The organism is Flavobacterium sp. SP2 (genome assembly GCF_057626655.1).
Genome location: NZ_JBVHBT010000004.1, coordinates 284,477 through 302,110, shown reverse-complemented (window position 1 = coordinate 302,110; position 17,634 = coordinate 284,477). Strand labels below are relative to the sequence as shown.

The 17,634-nt window shown below is 32.7% G+C and carries 16 protein-coding genes; 4 read left to right on the top strand and 12 right to left on the bottom strand.

The annotated features are described in order from the left end of the window. Window positions 1-87: 87 nt before the first annotated feature. The 3 genes from ACZ098_RS10810 to hemN all read left to right on the top strand — a co-directional run bounded on the left by ACZ098_RS10810 (window position 88) and on the right by hemN (window position 4,406). Window positions 88-1,275: a hypothetical protein gene (locus ACZ098_RS10810; protein WP_487311755.1), complete on the top strand. Its 1,188-nt coding sequence runs from the start codon at window positions 88-90 to the stop codon at window positions 1,273-1,275. Between the two features lies 1 nt (window position 1,276). Beyond that, window positions 1,277-2,692, top strand: a complete 1,416-nt coding sequence (locus ACZ098_RS10805) for a hypothetical protein (RefSeq protein ID WP_487311754.1) — start codon at window positions 1,277-1,279, stop codon at window positions 2,690-2,692. A 349-nt stretch (window positions 2,693-3,041) separates the two neighbouring features. After that, complete coding sequence (gene hemN / locus ACZ098_RS10800) at window positions 3,042-4,406, top strand: oxygen-independent coproporphyrinogen III oxidase (protein WP_487311753.1); 1,365 nt, start codon at window positions 3,042-3,044, stop codon at window positions 4,404-4,406. A gap of 51 nt (window positions 4,407-4,457) precedes the next feature. On the opposite strand, the gene ACZ098_RS10795 is transcribed toward hemN, so the two are convergent. The 8 genes from ACZ098_RS10795 to ACZ098_RS10760 all read right to left on the bottom strand — a co-directional run bounded on the left by ACZ098_RS10795 (window position 4,458) and on the right by ACZ098_RS10760 (window position 13,012). Then, window positions 4,458-5,159, bottom strand: a complete 702-nt coding sequence (locus ACZ098_RS10795) for a sulfite exporter TauE/SafE family protein (protein WP_487311752.1) — start codon at window positions 5,157-5,159, stop codon at window positions 4,458-4,460. A 1-nt stretch (window position 5,160) separates the two neighbouring features. Continuing rightward, the gene (locus ACZ098_RS10790) at window positions 5,161-5,607 is read right to left on the bottom strand and encodes a FixH family protein (protein WP_487311751.1); all 447 of its coding nucleotides are present in this window, start codon (window positions 5,605-5,607) and stop codon (window positions 5,161-5,163) included. Between the two features lie 13 nt (window positions 5,608-5,620). Then, on the bottom strand, window positions 5,621-7,042 hold the full coding sequence (gene ccoG / locus ACZ098_RS10785) for a cytochrome c oxidase accessory protein CcoG (RefSeq protein WP_487311750.1): 1,422 nt from the start codon (window positions 7,040-7,042) through the stop codon (window positions 5,621-5,623). A gap of 8 nt (window positions 7,043-7,050) precedes the next feature. Then, entirely contained in the window at window positions 7,051-7,974 is a 924-nt protein-coding gene (locus ACZ098_RS10780) for a cbb3-type cytochrome c oxidase N-terminal domain-containing protein (protein WP_487311749.1), read from the bottom strand. A gap of 16 nt (window positions 7,975-7,990) precedes the next feature. Next, window positions 7,991-8,170, bottom strand: a complete 180-nt coding sequence (locus ACZ098_RS10775) for a cbb3-type cytochrome oxidase subunit 3 (RefSeq protein WP_487311748.1) — start codon at window positions 8,168-8,170, stop codon at window positions 7,991-7,993. 4 nt (window positions 8,171-8,174) lie between these two features. After that, window positions 8,175-10,364 carry a cytochrome-c oxidase, cbb3-type subunit I gene (gene ccoN / locus ACZ098_RS10770; protein WP_487311747.1) on the bottom strand — a complete coding sequence of 730 codons (2,190 nt, stop codon included), beginning with the start codon at window positions 10,362-10,364 and terminating at the stop codon, window positions 8,175-8,177. A 2-nt stretch (window positions 10,365-10,366) separates the two neighbouring features. After that, window positions 10,367-10,558: a cbb3-type cytochrome oxidase assembly protein CcoS gene (ccoS, locus tag ACZ098_RS10765; protein ID WP_487311746.1), complete on the bottom strand. Its 192-nt coding sequence runs from the start codon at window positions 10,556-10,558 to the stop codon at window positions 10,367-10,369. Between the two features lie 78 nt (window positions 10,559-10,636). Further along, on the bottom strand, window positions 10,637-13,012 hold the full coding sequence (locus ACZ098_RS10760; protein ID WP_487311745.1) for a heavy metal translocating P-type ATPase: 2,376 nt from the start codon (window positions 13,010-13,012) through the stop codon (window positions 10,637-10,639). Window positions 13,013-13,121: 109 nt separating this feature from the next. On the opposite strand from ACZ098_RS10760, the gene ACZ098_RS10755 reads away from it, so the two are divergent. Continuing rightward, window positions 13,122-13,802 carry a Crp/Fnr family transcriptional regulator gene (locus tag ACZ098_RS10755; protein WP_487311744.1) on the top strand — a complete coding sequence of 227 codons (681 nt, stop codon included), beginning with the start codon at window positions 13,122-13,124 and terminating at the stop codon, window positions 13,800-13,802. Between the two features lie 17 nt (window positions 13,803-13,819). Here the strand turns inward: ACZ098_RS10755 and ACZ098_RS10750 are convergent, their stop codons facing one another. The 4 genes from ACZ098_RS10750 to def all read right to left on the bottom strand — a co-directional run bounded on the left by ACZ098_RS10750 (window position 13,820) and on the right by def (window position 17,521). Continuing rightward, window positions 13,820-15,274, bottom strand: a complete 1,455-nt coding sequence (locus ACZ098_RS10750) for an APC family permease (RefSeq protein WP_487311743.1) — start codon at window positions 15,272-15,274, stop codon at window positions 13,820-13,822. A 125-nt stretch (window positions 15,275-15,399) separates the two neighbouring features. Continuing rightward, window positions 15,400-16,197, bottom strand: a complete 798-nt coding sequence (gene mazG, locus ACZ098_RS10745; protein ID WP_487311742.1) for a nucleoside triphosphate pyrophosphohydrolase — start codon at window positions 16,195-16,197, stop codon at window positions 15,400-15,402. Window positions 16,198-16,402: 205 nt separating this feature from the next. Further along, a complete protein-coding gene (locus ACZ098_RS10740; RefSeq protein ID WP_487311741.1) occupies window positions 16,403-16,870 on the bottom strand; it encodes a DUF5606 family protein in 468 nt (155 codons plus the stop codon). Window positions 16,871-16,933: 63 nt separating this feature from the next. Then, window positions 16,934-17,521, bottom strand: a complete 588-nt coding sequence (gene def / locus ACZ098_RS10735; RefSeq protein WP_487311740.1) for a peptide deformylase — start codon at window positions 17,519-17,521, stop codon at window positions 16,934-16,936. Between the last annotated feature and the right edge of the window lie 113 nt (window positions 17,522-17,634).

Below are 17,634 nucleotides of genomic sequence, written 5' to 3'. Positions count from 1 at the left end.
AAAAAAGCAAACTCATTATTTATCAAATCATTAAAATTTCAATAAATAAATTAAAAGACTATATTTGCAAAAATAAAATTTAAAACAATGAAAGTTAAAACATTACTAGTACTAATTACATTTTTTACTATTTCGGTAAATGCACAAAGTATTTCATCTGAAATTGTTTATTTAAAATCTTTAAAAGCTCCAAAAATCCTTATTGATGAGGCAAACAGAAGCTATAAAGTAACAGTAACATCACCATACAACTTAAAGTCGGAAGATGTTATTCAAAGATCAAAAGACGATCACAAAAAAGCAATTGCTGAATACGACAATGTTGTAAAAGCAAGTGAAGTTGAATTTCAACAAAAATTAAAAGATTACGATCAAGAAGTAATAAATGCTAAAGAAAAATATGCAACTGAGTCGGCTGATTTCAAGAAGTTAACACTTTTAGAGCGATTGTCAATGACAGAACAAGGTAAAAACCCTAAAATGGTTACACCAACAAAACCAGTATATTACAAACCTCAACCGCCAGTTTATAGAGATCCAAACCTAAACGACTACATCATTGTAGATAATAATGTTTTGGCTACGCAAATAAACATTAAAGGTTTCAATAAAGAAAGCAATTATGTTGACATTAAAGTTGATATCAAAGACGTTAAATTTCAAGATAACGCTGGACAATCATTTGCAAATCAACCAACAAAACTTATTGTAAAAGTAAATGGTGTTGAGAAAATTAATAAAACATTTTTCGAAGATTTTACAATGATTTCTTCATATCCAACTAATAATATCAACAAACCGTTGGAAGAAAAAAACCATTTGAATAAAGTAATTGCATTTTTGAATAACTATTTGGATGACAACTTTGCTTTTCAAACTGTAAATACTGCCGTTACCTTAAAAAGCGTTAAAAACAAAGGTAAATACGACGATTTAGAAAAAGCAGATATTTATGTTACAACAAACATCAAAAAAATGCAGCCAGAAAATGCTGCAATCAATGCTGCTGCAACTGCTGGATTACAAAAAGGAATTGATATTTGGTTGAATACTTTAACTAAAATTGAATATAAAAACCCAAAAGCAGACTTAAATTCTAAAATTGCCAAATTCATTTACTTCAATTTAATTCATTTGAATGTAGCAATGGGTAAAAAAGCTGATGCTGAAAAATACCTTAACGAACTACAAGAAAACTTAGTTAACATCAAGTTATCTTATGATGATGAGAATGAATTAAAAGGATTAGAAAATATAATTTACAGTACAAAATAAGATGAAAAAAATAGCTTTATTTGTATTGTTTGCATTTTCTCAACTTTCATTTTCTCAATACAAGTTTGAATTCGGTGCGTCATTTGACTATGATGTAAAAGGCGAATCAAATCCTGAATTTGTTTTAAACGACAATTACAATACGTATCTGTTAACTACTATGAATGTTACCGGAATGATGCCTGGTAACAGAATGATTGTTAGAAAATTTGACCAAAAAAATCAATTGATTAATACGGTAAAACAAGATTTTCCAAAATTTGATATTGGAACATTACATAATGTTCTAGGAACTTCGGTAAGCAATACTGGTAAGGCAAGTGTTTTTGTAGAAAGTTATTCAAATAAATCGAAAAAAACAGATATTTCTAAACTTACATTTGATAAAAAAACCAATGCTATTTCAACAACTGTACTAGCAACTTACCCAATTTTGTCTCTTGGAAAAGCAGCAAATGTACACATGCAAAAATCGGCTAACGGAAATTATATTGCTATCCGATGTACCAAATACAGAGCAAAAGAAGAACCAGAAGTCAATCTTTTACTAGTTTTGGATGCCAATTCACTAGAAGTGGTTTGGCAAAAAGAAGTATCGTTTGAGGATAAATATTATACTGAATTTCATTCGGTTTCAAACTCCGGAAAAATTGTACTTGTTCGTTCTGCTAAAGGATGGAAACTAGACAATTACTTAACTATTGTAACTGCCGACAATCAAGAAAATAAAACATTTGAAGAAGCAGTAAAATTACAACAGCCAAAATTAGTAAACATTGGTGTTCAGGATTATCTTATTGCCTTTAACTATCCTATTAAAGGAGCTCGTTCGGGAGAATTCGACAAATTGATGTTCTACGATTTAACATCAGGTAAAATACTTCAAAATAATAAAGTTTCAGAATTTTCAAATTTGAAAAAATTAAAAGAGGTTGAATTCAAAAACATTGTGCTTCAAAGCAACGAAATGCATTTGTTTACGCAAGCAAAAACTGAAATTGATGCTAAAAATCCTGACGGAACAATGAATTCACAAGCATTTTTTAATCCGAAATTCCGCTATGAATTGGCAAATGTATTTGTTTTATCAAATGAAGGAATTATTAAATCTAGTACCAAATTAGTAACCGACAATGCTTCAGAAATTGTAGCAAGCGATGCCTTTGGATTGATAAATATTAAAGGAACTTATTACATAAACACAGGTCATTACTATTCGTTTTATGCATTGAAACCAGATTTTACAAGAAATGCAAACGATATTTTAAGTTTTACTAATTATGAAGATCCTGATCGAGATAGAAACGTATATGTAAATCAGTTGATTGATTATATGCCAGATAGTAAACGTTTAGTTTTCGCAAGAACAATAGGTTTAGATAAAATGTCACTCGTGAATGTTTTAAACTTTAAATAATTTTTAAAAAATAAATTTTAAATGGATGAGAGCAATTTCATCCATTTTTTTTGTGGGAAAAATGTAAGTTTAATAATTAATAACATAACAAATTATCATCTAGATGCAACTAAATTTACAAAGTAGAGCAACTCAACTACTATTGATTTGCCAAGTTGGCGCAACAGCATTTAGAACATAGAGATTTTCCAACTTTCTGTCTATGACCAACGAAATGGTACACGAGCTGAATAGCTGTTAATAAATACTGAAAAAAGGAACTATTTAAAAGTAGTTCCTTTTTTTATGATAATTATCATTTTTAATGAGTAGTCGAAAATTTACTTTTGAAGAACAAATTGTTATAATCATGAACACTTCACTAGTAAACAAGTACAATATTCCTGGACCAAGATATACCAGTTATCCAACAGTTCCGTATTGGGACGAAACTAGTTTTAGTTACCAAAGTTGGGTCGAATCGTTGCAGAAATCATTTAAAGAAAGTAATTCCAAAGAAGGGATTAGTTTATATATTCATCTTCCGTTTTGCGAAAGCATGTGCACTTTTTGCGGATGTTTCAAGCGAATTACAAAAAATTATGAAGTCGAAAATACCTATATAAAAGCAGTTTTAAAAGAATGGAATTTGTATTGCAAAGTATTAAATGAACGCCCAATTATCAAAGAAATTCATCTTGGTGGCGGAACACCAACATTCTTTTCTAATAAAAATTTAGAAGATTTAATAAATGGAATATTTTCTTATGCTCAGAAACATCCTAATTGTGAAATGAGTTTTGAAGGTCATCCCAACAATACAACTAAAGAACACTTAGAAAAATTATTTAGTTTAGGATTTCGACGCGTAAGTTTTGGCGTTCAGGATTATTCAGAAAAAGTCCAATCGGCTATTCATAGAATTCAGCCGTTTCAAAATGTGGCCAAAGTGACTTATTGGGCAAGAGAAATTGGCTATACATCTATCGGACACGACATTATTTTTGGTTTACCATTTCAAAATATTGACGATGTGATCGATACCATTGAAAAAACCAAATCCTTGCAACCTGATCGCATTGCATTTTACAGTTATGCACATGTTCCTTGGATAAAAGGCAACGGACAACGCGGATTTAAAGAAGATGATCTTCCAAAAGATGATGAAAAACGTATTTTGTATGAAACTGGAAAGCAATTACTGTTCAAAAATGGCTATTTCGAAATTGGTATGGATCATTTTGCACTACCAAGTGACGCACTCTACGAAGCATTTAAAAACAAAAAACTACATCGGAATTTTATGGGTTACAGCGCATCAAAAACACAACTTATGATTGGTCTTGGTGTTTCTTCCATCAGCGACAGTTGGTACGGATTTGCTCAAAATGTAAAAAATATTGAAGATTATTATCAAATTTTAGAATGGGATAAACTACCTGTTGTGAAAGGACATTTATTAAACGAAGAAGATCTAATTATTAGAAAACATATTTTAAATTTGATGTGTCAATTTGAAACCTCATGGGAAAATGAAGCTAATTATTTTATTGAAATTACAGAAGTTTTAGAAGATTTATCCGAAATGATTACTGATGATTTACTAAAAATTGAAGATGAAAAATTGGTTGTAACCGAAAAAGGAAAACCATTTGTTCGAAATATCTGTATGGCTTTCGATTTACGATTAAAGCGAAAAAAACCAGAAACACAGCTGTTTTCCATGACCGTATAACAAGAAAAACCCATCAAATTCAATTGATGGGTTACTTTTATACTTGTTATTTTAATGGCAATTGGGAGTCGATTGAACAAACAAACTTACCGTCGACGGTGAAACATAAGGAATACCCAAACCCAAACCGCGAAGTATAAATAAAACGCCAATAGAAAATGCAACAAGCGGAATGACTTTCTGAATTTTATTACGAATTGGTAGCGACAAAAAAGAATTAAAATAAAGTACGCTACTCATTAATGGAATGGTTCCTAATCCAAAAAGTAGCATGTACAAACTTCCTAAAGTAGCACTTTGCATAGCAATTGCGCCAAATAAAGCAGCGTAAATCATGCCGCAAGGTAAAAAACCATTAAGTAAACCGATTATGAAAAGTGATCGATAACCTTTGCTTTTAAACTGTTTTCCTAACTTTGATTTTATTTTAGAAATTACACTGAAAATTGGTCTAGAGCAATTAAATTTTGAGAACAACTGGGTTGGTATAACAACAATTAGTATCATGCAAATTCCGGCAATTATTGACATTTGCTGTTGTAAACCTGCCAGAAAAAAACCTTTGCCTAACAATCCGAAAATCAAACCTATAGAGCCATAAGCTGAAATTCTTCCGAAATGGTACATTAGAATTTGAGTGACTTTTTTAGCTTGATTTTTCTGATCAACTGGTAACATCATGGCAATTGGTCCGCACATTCCGATGCAGTGCAAACTACTAATCAATCCAAAAATAAAAGCAGAATAAAGCATTTTAAAAATATATAGTTTCTTTACTGATGTATTCTTTTCCGTTGTAATTCCATTCTAAAGAAATGTCCCAAAGACCGCCTACCAAACTTTTATTAGGTATGAGCAAAGTAGCATTTGAAATCGAAATAGGTATTTCGAAATCGAGCTTTTTGTTAGACGATCTATAAAGAGACACTTTTCCTTTGATGTTATTTGGATTATATAGTGTTGGAAAAGTCACTAAAATTCCATCTATTGATTTAATAATTGTTGGCTTTTCTGCCAAATCGTGAGCATTTTGGATTTTATCCAATTCGTCTTGAAAATGCGCATCGTGTTTGTAATATTCTTCCACGACCAAATCGTTATCGTATTTGGAATTGGTTTGAACGGTATAAACAAAATATAATATAAACGTCATGAATAATGCAAATGCTATAACAATTGAAGTACCCCAATTTAGTTTCATAATTTCATTTTTTTTAATTAAATGTTCTTGGTGCCAGAAAATTTGTAGTGGTAGTTTCCAACAAATTTTTACCGTCATAAACACCAATTTGCAATTTTGTATTGTCGCTGTCCAACTGAAATTCCTTAATTTCGATAAATATCGTTCCTTCAGAAATTCCTTGTTTGATCAATTTAAAATGCTGGTTTCCTACTTTCTTGATTTCACCTTGATGAGAAATAATTTCAAGATGAATATCGTTGTAATCCTTAACCGTTTTATTCACAATTTTATAAGTAAAAACATTACTGATTTTATCTCCTTTATGCTGAAACAATTGTCCTGGCAACCGTAAAATAGTCGCTTCTACATCGTTTCGTAAAAACAATAATCCCACAAAAACTGCAATTAAAATTCCTAAAACTGCCGTGTAACCTTTCATGCGAGTGGTGAATTTAAAAGGCGCTTTTTTCTCGATTTCATCTTCCGATGCATATCTAATTAAACCTTTCGGCAAACCAACACTGTCCATAATGGTATCGCATTCATCAATGCATGCGGTGCAATTGATGCATTCTAATTGTGTTCCGTTTCGGATGTCGATTCCGGTTGGGCAAACATGTACACATTGCTTGCAATCAATACAATCGCCTTTGCCAGAACTTGCTCGGTCTTCTTGTTTATTAAATTTGGCACGACCAGTTTCTTTTTCACCACGAACAAAATCGTAGGCTACATTTATGGATTTGTTATCTAAAAGTACACCTTGCAAACGACCATACGGACAAGCAATGATGCAAACTTGCTCACGAAACCAAACGAATACGAAGTAAAAAACTCCAGTGAAAATTAATAATGCAATGAAATTACTTGATTGGTTAATTGGACCTTCTTCAATCATTAAATAAAGAGCAGCACTACCAATAACATACGCCAGAAAAACATTAGCAATTAAAAAAGAAATTATAAAAAACAATATCCATTTTAGAGTACGTTTTCCAATTTTTTCTGCATTCCATTCTTGTTTATCCAATCGAACTTGCGAACCTCTATCGCCGTCAATCCAATATTCAATTCGTCTGAAAACCATTTCCAGAAAAATAGTTTGCGGACAAATCCATCCGCAGAAAATCCTTCCAAAAACTACTGTAAAAAGTATTACAAACACTACTCCTATTATCATCGAAATCACAAAAAGATAGAAGTCTTGTGGCCAAAAAGGAAATCCAAAAATATTGAAGCGACGTTCCAAAACATTAAAAAGCATGAATTGGTTTCCGTTGATTTTTATAAACGGATTGGCAACCAAAATTGCAAGTAAAAAGTAGCTTACATATTTTCTGTATTCATACAACTTTCCTTTGGGTTTTTTCGGAAAAATAAACTTTCGTTTTCCTTTTTCATCAATGGTTCCAATGGAATCTCTAAAAGCGTCGTCTTCGTTATTATCAGACATAATTTCTTTTATTTTACTTTGGTACTGTCTAATTTTACAGTGCCACTTTTTGCATTCGGATCAATCCAAACTTCACCATCAGGTGCTTTTGGATCTTTGGGATTACTACCTTTTAATGAAAGTACATAGCTCGCTACAAGTTGCATTTCTTTAGGTTTTAAAGTTCCTTTCCAAGAAACCATTCCTTTTCCATCGCGACCACCATGTTCTAGTGTGTGAAAAATATTCTTAATTCCACCACCTAAAATCCAATACTCATCGGTAAGATTTGGACCAATTTGTCCACCAGCATCTGCTCTGTGACACGGAATGCAATTTTTGGTAAAAATGTCTTTTCCTGACGCAATATCTGCAGGTTCTGTTAATTGAGTAACTTTCTCTTCGTCCATCAAATCTGGTGCATTTTTCAAATATTCTGCTACATCAATTTTGGCTTGAGCAATTTCTTTTTTCAATTCCATTTCCTGGTTATCGCCATCAAATATTTCAAATCGAATTAAGTAAATGGCTGCAAAAGCAATCGTTCCGTAAAAAAGATACACCCACCACGGAGGCAAATTGTTATCCAATTCTTTAATTCCGTCGTAATCATGTTGCAACAAAAGTTGTCCTTCATTTTCTAAAGGTTCCGATTTTGTTAATGCTATCATCAATTTTTTATACCATTCTGATTCGGTAATTGGAATTGCATTTACGTCATCGACAACTTTTTTCTGCTCGTCTGTCATTATTTGATACATCACATTATCAACAGCACTAACAGTGATTTCGATTGCTATCAACAGAAATAGAAATACCAATAAAAAGACAGAAACCATTGGAAATTTTATGAACGCTGGCGTATCTCCAGAGTCAATAAAATATTCCATAGCGCCAAAAACTGAAATAAAAATCAATGGAACTCTAACGAATGCTGGAAGTATTTTTTTCATTGTTTGCAGTATTAAATTAGTCGTGTAAATTGTCTTTTAATGGAAGATTACTCAACTCTTCTATCTTTTCTTTTTTATAAGAAAAAACCCAAATGGCAAGTCCAACAAAAAAGAAAAAGAAGATTAATAATGACGTTATTGGATAGAATGCAACTCCTGCAATGGTTTCCATATTGTGTTTTATTTGTTCAAACATGACTTTACTTTTTACTATTATTTTTAACTTTAATATCGGTTCCTAATCGTTGCACGTAAGCTATCAATGCTACAATTTCTCGTTCTCTCATGGGAACAAATTGTTCACCATTTGCGGCAGCTTTTTTCTTACTGTTGTCGTAACTTTTTACAAAATCAGGATCAGAATGTAAGTTGTCTTCTATTTCTTGTGATTGAATTTGGATTAACTTTTTAGCATTTGCAATTTCATAATCGGTATAAGGAACGCCAAGTTCACGCATAGCTTTTAGTTTGGTTTCAATATCCGAAATATCCATCGGCTCATTATCGTACAACCATTTGTAACTTGGCATTATAGAACCTGAAGATATACTTTGTGGATCCCAAAAATGATTGAAATGCCAATTATCGTTATACTTTCCTCCTACTCGTAATAAATCTGGACCAGTACGTTTAGAACCCCAAAGAAATGGATGATCGTACACAAATTCTCCAGCTTTGGATTGCGGACCATAACGCTCGACTTCACTTCTAAACGGACGAACCATTTGCGAATGACAACCGACACAACCTTCTCGAATGTATAAATCACGTCCTTCTAATTCCAATGGAGTGTAGGGCTTTACACTTGAAATTGTTGGAATATTAGATTTCACCATAATCGTTGGTACAATTTGGATGATACCACCAATTAAAATTGCAACCGTTGCCAAAATGGTTAATTGAATTGGTTTTCTTTCTAACCAAGGATGGAATTTTTCACCTTTAATTCGGCTTGTGCTAATTTTTTGTAACGCTGGTGCTTCTGCCAATTCGTCTTCGATTGTAGCATTTGCTCTAACAGTTTTGATAATATTGTATACCAAAACAAACATTCCTATGAGATATAATGTACCGCCGATGGCACGCATCCAATACATTGGAATAATTTCTTTTACCGTTTCAAGGAAATTTCCATAAGTTAATGTTCCATCTGGATTGAATTGTTTCCACATCGATGCTTGAACAAAACCTGCAACATACATTGGAAGCGCGTACAAAATGATTCCCAGTGTTCCAATCCAAAAATGGAAGTTGGCTAATTTTGTTGAATACAATTTGCCTTTGCTCATTCGCGGAATTAACCAATAAATCATTCCAAAAGCCATAAAACCGTTCCAGGCTAATGCGCCAACATGTACGTGAGCAATAATCCAATCGGTGAAATGTGTTATTCCGTTAAAGGTTTTTAAAGATAACATTGGACCTTCAAAAGTTGCCATTCCGTAACCTGTAATTGCTACAACGAAAAACTTTAAAACTGGTTCTACACGTACTTTATCCCAAACTCCGCGTAAGGTTAATAATCCGTTGATCATTCCACCCCAAGAAGGCGCAATTAACATAATTGAGAAAACAACTCCCAAATTCTGAGCCCAATTTGGCAAAGCAGAATACAATAAATGATGCGGCCCAGCCCAAATATAAATGAAGATTAACGACCAAAAGTGAACAATTGATAATCGATAAGAATACACAGGACGATTGGCGGCTTTAGGAATAAAATAGTACATTAATCCTAAAAATGGTGTTGTAAGGAAAAAAGCAACAGCATTATGACCGTACCACCATTGTACCAAAGCGTCTTGAACTCCTGCATAAACCGAGTAACTTTTCATCAAAGAAACGGGAAGTGCCAAGCTATTGAAAATATGCAAAACCGCAATTGTGATGAATGTTGCTAGATAAAACCAAATTGCAACATACAAATGACGTTCTCTTCTTTTAAGAATTGTACCAATCATGTTGATACCAAAAACTACCCAGATTAATGCAATTGCAATATCTATTGGCCATTCCAATTCGGCATATTCTTTCGATGTGCTGTAACCTAATGGTAAAGAAACTGCGGCTGCAACAATAATTAATTGCCATCCCCAAAAATGAAGATTGCTTAAAAAATTGCTGAACATTCTGGCTTTTAACAAACGTTGTAAGCTGTAATAAATTCCGGCAAACATAGCGTTTCCAACAAATGCAAAAATTACAGCGTTGGTGTGTAATGGTCTTAATCGTCCAAAACTCAACCATGAAATACCATCGGTAAGATTGGGAAATAAGAAAAATAAGGCTACTAAAAGTCCGACTGTCATACCCACTACACCAAAAACTATTGTGGCATAGATGAATTTTTTAACAATTTTGTTATCATAATAAAACTGTTGTACTTCCATAATTAATTCTGTTTTACTTTTGGGTGTTTAATTTCTTTTGGGTTTACTGATTTTAGTTCGTCGTCAAAAAGCATCCTGACCGATGGCGTATAATCGTCGTCGTACTGACCTGTTTTGACAGCAATTATAAAGGCTATGAAGAACCCAATTGCTACTACTATACTGATGGATATTAATAAATAAATGACACTCATACCTCTAATTGTGTAAGCAAAGTTACCGTTGCTATTTTGTTCAAAAAATGATAAATATCATATTTGAATTTTAAATTACTATTTCTGACTTCTAGCATAATAATTACTCATTAGAGTTACAAAACTTACAATTGTAATCGTGCTTAATGGCATTATGATGGCAGCAACAATTGGCAATAAATTTCCGGAAATTGCAAAACTTAATCCAACAACATTATAGAGTAATGAAATACCGAAACTCATGTAAATGGTTCGCATGGCATTCTTAGAAAAGTTCAAAAAGAAGCCTATTTTTTCGAATTGAGATGCGTCTAAAATTCCGTCGCAAGCGGGTGAAAATACATTTACATTTTCTGAAATTGAAATTCCGATATTACTCTGTGCCAAAGCTCCGGCATCGTTTAAACCATCTCCAACCATCATCACATTCTTGCCTTCTTTTTGAAGATTTTTGATGAATTCTAACTTTTGTTCTGGTGTTTGATTGAAAATAAGTTCGGTATTTTTTGGAAGTAATTGTTCAAGTGCAGCACGTTCGCCATCATTATCACCAGAAAGCACTTTCAATTGATACGTTCGATCTAAATTTTGAAAAAGTAATTCTAATCCGTCACGGTATTGATTGTTGAAAATAAATTTTACAACGTGTTTTGAATCGATACTTAAATGAACAATAGTCTGCTTTAAATTATTAGTATCTTCAAATTCGACGAAAGATGCTGAACCAATTTTGATAATTTTACCATCAATAGTTCCTTGAATTCCTTGACCAGTTAATTCTTTAAAATCATCCACTTTAAGTTGCTTCACAAATGGAAGAAAATCATACAATCTTCTACTTAATGGATGATTCGAACCACGAAGCACATTTTTTACTAGTGCTAATTCGTCTTCAGAAAAGGTTCCTTCCATTACAATTGACGACTTTTTATGAGTTGTAATCGTTCCTGTTTTATCGAAAACTATGGTGTCAACTTTTGCTAATTGCTCGATAACTGTTGCATTTTTTAAGTACAATTTTCGGTTACCCATAATTCGCAAAACATTACCTAATGTAAATGGCGCGGTTAAAGCTAACGCACATGGACAAGCTACAATAAGAATTGCAGTGAAAACATTAAATGCACTATTTACATCTATAAAAATCCAATATGTAAATGAAATAACAGCTAAAATTAAAAGTACTGGCGTGAAATAACGACTGATGGTATCGGTGATGGTTTTGTACTGCACCTCCACTTTTTTCTGAAAAATATCGTTGCTCCACAACTGGGTTAGATAACTTTGAGAAACTGAAAAAAGGACTTCGATTTCGACAACTTTACCCAATTGCTTTCCACCAGCGAAGACTTTATCGCCAGATTTTTTATCAATTGGAATAGCTTCACCTGAAACAAAACTATAATCCAACGATGCTTTTTCGGAAATTAAGATTCCATCTACCGGAATTAACTCTTGATTTCGAATTAGTAATCGGTCGCCTTTTTCAATATCATAAACTGAAACGGCAACTTCTGCTCCACTTGGTAAAATTTTAGTTACTGCAATTGGAAAATACGATTTATAGTCGCGTTCAAACGATAGAAAATCATAGGTTTTCTGCTGAAACAATTTTCCGAGAAGCATGAAGAAAATCAATCCGCACATGCTGTCAAAAAAACCTTGACCGTAATCAAATACTATATCAACTGTGCTTCTTACAAACATGACAACAATTCCTAAAGCAATTGGAATTTCGATATTTAGCAAACCCGATTTCAGACTTTTCCAAGCTGCGACGTAATAACCGCTAGCAGAATAGAAAAAGGAAGGAAGCGAAATGGCAAAAATCAACCATCTAAAAAAACCTTTGTACTGATCGATCCAAAATTCTTTAACCTCAAAATATTCAGGAAATGAAAGCAGCATAATATTCCCAAAACAAAAGAAAGCAACACCAATTTTGTAGGTTAAACTTCGATCTATGTTTCGCCTACCAGTTTCGTAATTTTCTAAACTTATATACGGTTCGTAACCAATAGAATTTAACAAAAGAACTATTTGCTTAAGAGAAGTTTTTTCTGGATCATATGTAATTCTGACTTTCTTTTCGGGAAAATTTACTTGTGAACTACTTATTCCTTCCTGAAGACGTTGTAGATTTTCCAAAATCCAAATACACGAACTGCAATGAATATGAGGAATGTGAAGTGAAATAATTTCGGTTGAATTTTCTTGAAATTCCAAAAGTTTTGATACAATACTTTCATTGTCTAAAAAATCATATTTGCCAATAGTTTCTATTGGAGTTGTTCCAGGTGATTTCTCAAAATCGTAATAACAGGTTAAATCATTGACACTGAAAATTTCGTATACGGTTTTACATCCGTTGCAACAAAAAACTTTCTCTTCAAAAATAATTTCTTCTGATTTTACAATATCTAAACCACAATGGAAACAGTGGTGTGTGTCCATAACTTTGCTCATTTTACCTGATACAAAATTGCTAAACGATTGTTAAGAAAAATATGACTTTTATCATATTAAAGGTTTAATTTTGTACTACCTATAAAATAGTTTTAAAATGAGTAAATGTGAACAATGTATCGTAAGAGAATTTAGTTCGTTAAAAGCGCTCAACAAAGAAGAATTGGTAAAAATGGCTAATTGTAAAACTTCTAAAATTGTTAAAAAAGGCGAACTTATTTTTGAAGAAGGCGAAACTGTAAATGGCGTTTTTTGTGTTAAAGATGGCGTTTGTAAGATGACCAAATTGAGTGCCAACGGAAAAGATCAGATTGTAAAATTGGCCAAGAAAGGAGAATTACTTGGACAACGCTCTTTAATAAGTGACGAACCGGCCAATTTGAGTGCGGTTGCACTTGAAGATATGCAAGTCTGTTTTATTCCGAAAAGTGAAATCTTGGGATTCTTTAATGAGAATAATCAATTTTCTATGAATGTGATGAAGACCATTTGTGGCGATTTGAAAGAAGCTGACGATTTAATGGTAAATATGGCTCAGAAAACCGTGAAACAACGTTTAGCCCATACGCTTTTATACCTTGAAGAAACCTTTGGAATTAACGCTGATAAAACGCTGAAACTTCAGCTGTCGCGAGAAGAAATTGCTAGTATAATTGGTACAGCTACCGAAAGTTGCATCCGATTGTTATCCGAATTTAATAAACTGAAATTAATTGAACTAGTTGGAAAAAAGATTTCAATACTAGATAAAATCAAACTAAAAAAAATGGCCGAATAATTTCGACCATTTTTGTTTTATTCTTCTCCTTTTTTGTTTAAAAACAGATAGTAAACTGGAATTCCTAATCCTACAATTACTAATCCCATTCCGGTATTTCGGGTGTCATAAATCAATAATGTGATACAAATTAGTGAAGTAATGGCAATATACAAAAGTGGAATTATTGGATATCCGAACGCTTTGTAAGGTCTTTCTGCATCAGGTTCTTTCTTTCTTAAAATAAATAATCCCGCAATAGTTAATATGTAAAATAACAATGATGCAAATGTAGAATAGGTTAATAAATCGCCATATTTACCTGTTGTACAAAGAAAACAAGCCCAAATACATTGAAACCAAAGTGCTTTTTCAGGAACTTGATGTTGGTTTAATTCTTTAGCTTTTTTAAAGAATAATGCGTCATTTGCCATAGCGTAAAACAATCTTCCACCAGATAAAATCAATCCGCTGTTACAACCAAAAGTCGAAACCATGATTAAAGCGGCCATAATTAGAACTCCAATATTTCCAAAAATGACACTTGCTGCGGCAGCTCCAACTCTATCTTGACTAGCAAACATAATTCCGTTTTGCGCCACAGTCGTTCCATCTGGCGTTCCGTTTAGTGGTAATAATGCCAAGTAGGCGATATTTGCCAAAATATAAATGATTGTAACTATTAATGTTCCAAGGAATAAACTTCGTGGAATATTTTTCTTTGGATCTTCTATTTCACCAGCAATAAACGTCACATTATTCCACGCATCACTAGAAAACAATGAGTTTATTATTGTTGCTCCCATTGCACCAAGCAAGGCAACTCCCGATAATTTTGTTATAGTTAAGGTTCCGTTTTCTTCTAAAGTGGTTTTACTTGCATCCCACATGTTTGCAAAATTTTCTGAAAAAACATTGGTTTTAAGTCCAACGTAAAGTCCTAAAATTATCAATGCAAACAAAGCAATTAACTTCGCTGATGTAAAAACCAACTGAATAATTTTACCACTTTTAACGCCTTTGGTATTGATGTAAGTCAACAAAATAATACTTACAATTGCCAAAATTTGTTTGTTAGTAAAAACAAAACTCTTACCAATTGTAAAAATCTCGTTTTCTAAAATCGGAAAAAATACGGCTGTATAATTGGCAAAAGCTACGGCAACTGCTGCAATAACGCCCGTTTGAATAACGGTAAAAACCGTCCATCCGTACAGAAAAGAAACTAATTTCCCATAAGCTCTTTGAATATATACATATTGTCCGCCAGCGTTCGGCATCATTCCAGCCAATTCTCCGTAACTTAATGCAGCCGACATTGTTAATAATCCGGTTACCAACCAAATTACCAAAATCCATGCAGCCGAACCGACATCTCTTGCCATTGCGGCAGTTACTAAGAAAATTCCTGAACCAATCATGGAACCAGCAACCAAACTCGTGGCATCAATTAATCCTAAAGAACGTTTTAATTCTGTTTTGTTTTCCGACATAAATTGGGTTATAAGTTAATAGGTTTTCAAATATAAGTAAAAAAGAGAATAGAAGTTATAGAAGATAGAGAATAGAAACAAGAGACAAGATGAAAGAAAACAACTTAGAAACGATTCTTGAAAAATTACAACTTCTTGGCTTCGTTCCAAAACACATCCATTTCAGCCAAAGTCATATCCATCAAGGGTTTGCCGAGTTCACCAGCTTTACTTTCTAGGTATTGAAAGCGTTTGATGAATTTCTTGTTGGTTCGCTCCAACGCATCTTCGGGATTTATATTTAAAAATCTGGCGTAATTGATCATCGAGAATAATACATCACCAAATTCGGCTTCCATTTTATCCTGATTTCCTGCTTCGACCTCAACTTGAAGCTCTTGCAATTCTTCTTGAACTTTATCCCAAACTTGCTGTGGTTCTTCCCAATCAAATCCTACACCTTTCACTTTATCCTGAATTCTGCTAGCTTTAACCAAAGCAGGCAAACTTTTTGGAACGCCTTCTAAAACCGATTTTTTTCCTTCTTTTAGTTTTAACTTTTCCCAGTTTTGCTTTACTTCGTCTTCATTTGCAACCACAACATCACCATAAATATGCGGATGACGGTGAATTAATTTATCACAAATTTCGTTGCAAACATCAGCAATATCAAAACTTGTAGTGAGCGAGGTCGAACTATCTTTTGTTTCGCTTCCAATTTTGGCATAAAAAACGATGTGCAACAACAAATCGCCCAATTCCTTTTTGATTTCCTGCAGATTGTTATCTAAAATTGCATCACCAAGTTCGTAGGTTTCTTCAATCGTTAAATGACGTAAACTTTCTAACGTTTGCTTTTTATCCCAAGGACATTTTTCACGCAGTTCGTCCATTATGTCTAATAATCTGCCAAAAGCATCCAATTTTTGTTTTCTTGTGTTCATTTTAAATTTTAGATTTTAGATATTAGATTTTAGATGTTAGATTTCAGCACATTTACAACTATTCTAGTTTGAATGCATTTAATAATCAAAATAAATTTAATGGTTTCATATATTTAAAATTTAATATCTGATATTACATTGGTAAAAATAACAAATCCTGTCAAGAAATCATCTCAACAGGATTAGTATTATGTTTTAAAAAAAATTAAGCTTTTTTTGCTGTTTTCTTGGCTTTTACTTCTTCTACAACTTCTTCTTTTATAGCTTCAGCATTGGCAACTTTTGGCTCTTCTTTGGAAACTAGACCTTTTGCTTGAAGAATATTGTACCAGTTTAATACTTTTTTAATATCGGAAGCATAAACTCTTTCTTTATCATAATCTGGAACTATTGTTTCAAAATAAGCAGTTAATTTATCATTGTCTTCTTTATGAGATAGTGCTGGACCTTCATTTTCCTTTACTGCAATAGCTCTTAAAACATCTGCAAGTGGTTTTTCTTCTGTGTAGGTATAAAGTGAAATTTCAGATAACAAACTTACATTACTTTTCATTCCAACAGTAATTTTTTTTCCGTCTAGCAATGATTCGGCAACAAATCCTGTACGTGTTTGAACTTTTAGTGCGTATAAACCTGGTTTCCCAGAAATGGATAAGATTTTTTCTACAGTCATTTTAAATGGGTTAATTTTTATATTTATTTTTCAAATTTAATATCTTATTTGAGATACTAAAATTTATCTACCTTTTTTATTTGCAAATTTCATTCTGTAATCTGGACGTGCTTTTCCGTCCATGATATTTTGCAATTTTTTCTTTATTAACGTCTTTTTTAGTGAAGATATTTTATCAGTAAATAAAATTCCTTCAATATGATCGTATTCGTGTTGTATCACTCTAGCAATCAGACCATCATAAACTTCGGTTTTCTTGTTAAAATTTTCATCGTAGTATTCAATTGTAATTTTTTCATTGCGATATACATCTTCACGAACATCTGGAATACTAAGACAACCTTCATTAAAAGACCATTCTTCACCTTCTTCAACAAGCATTTTTGCATTGATGAAAGTTTGTTTAAAACCTTTCAATTGGTCTTGCTCTTCTTTAGTTAAGTCTTCGCTGTCGCTAAATGGTTCGGTGTCAATAACAAACAATCGTATTGCCAAACCTATTTGCGGTGCAGCCAATCCAACGCCGTAAGCATTGTACATGGTATCGTACATATTGGTTAGTAAATCCGATAAATTAGGATATTCAGCAGAAATATCATCTGCTACTTTTCTTAAAACTGGATCGCCGTAACCTACTATTGGTAGTATCATTTTCTTAATTTTTAATTTACACAGAATAAATCCGCTAAAACGGCTACAAAAGTAGTAAAAAATTCAGCTATTTTTATCTCTTTTAGCAATTGATTGTGTAATTTTTAGTGATA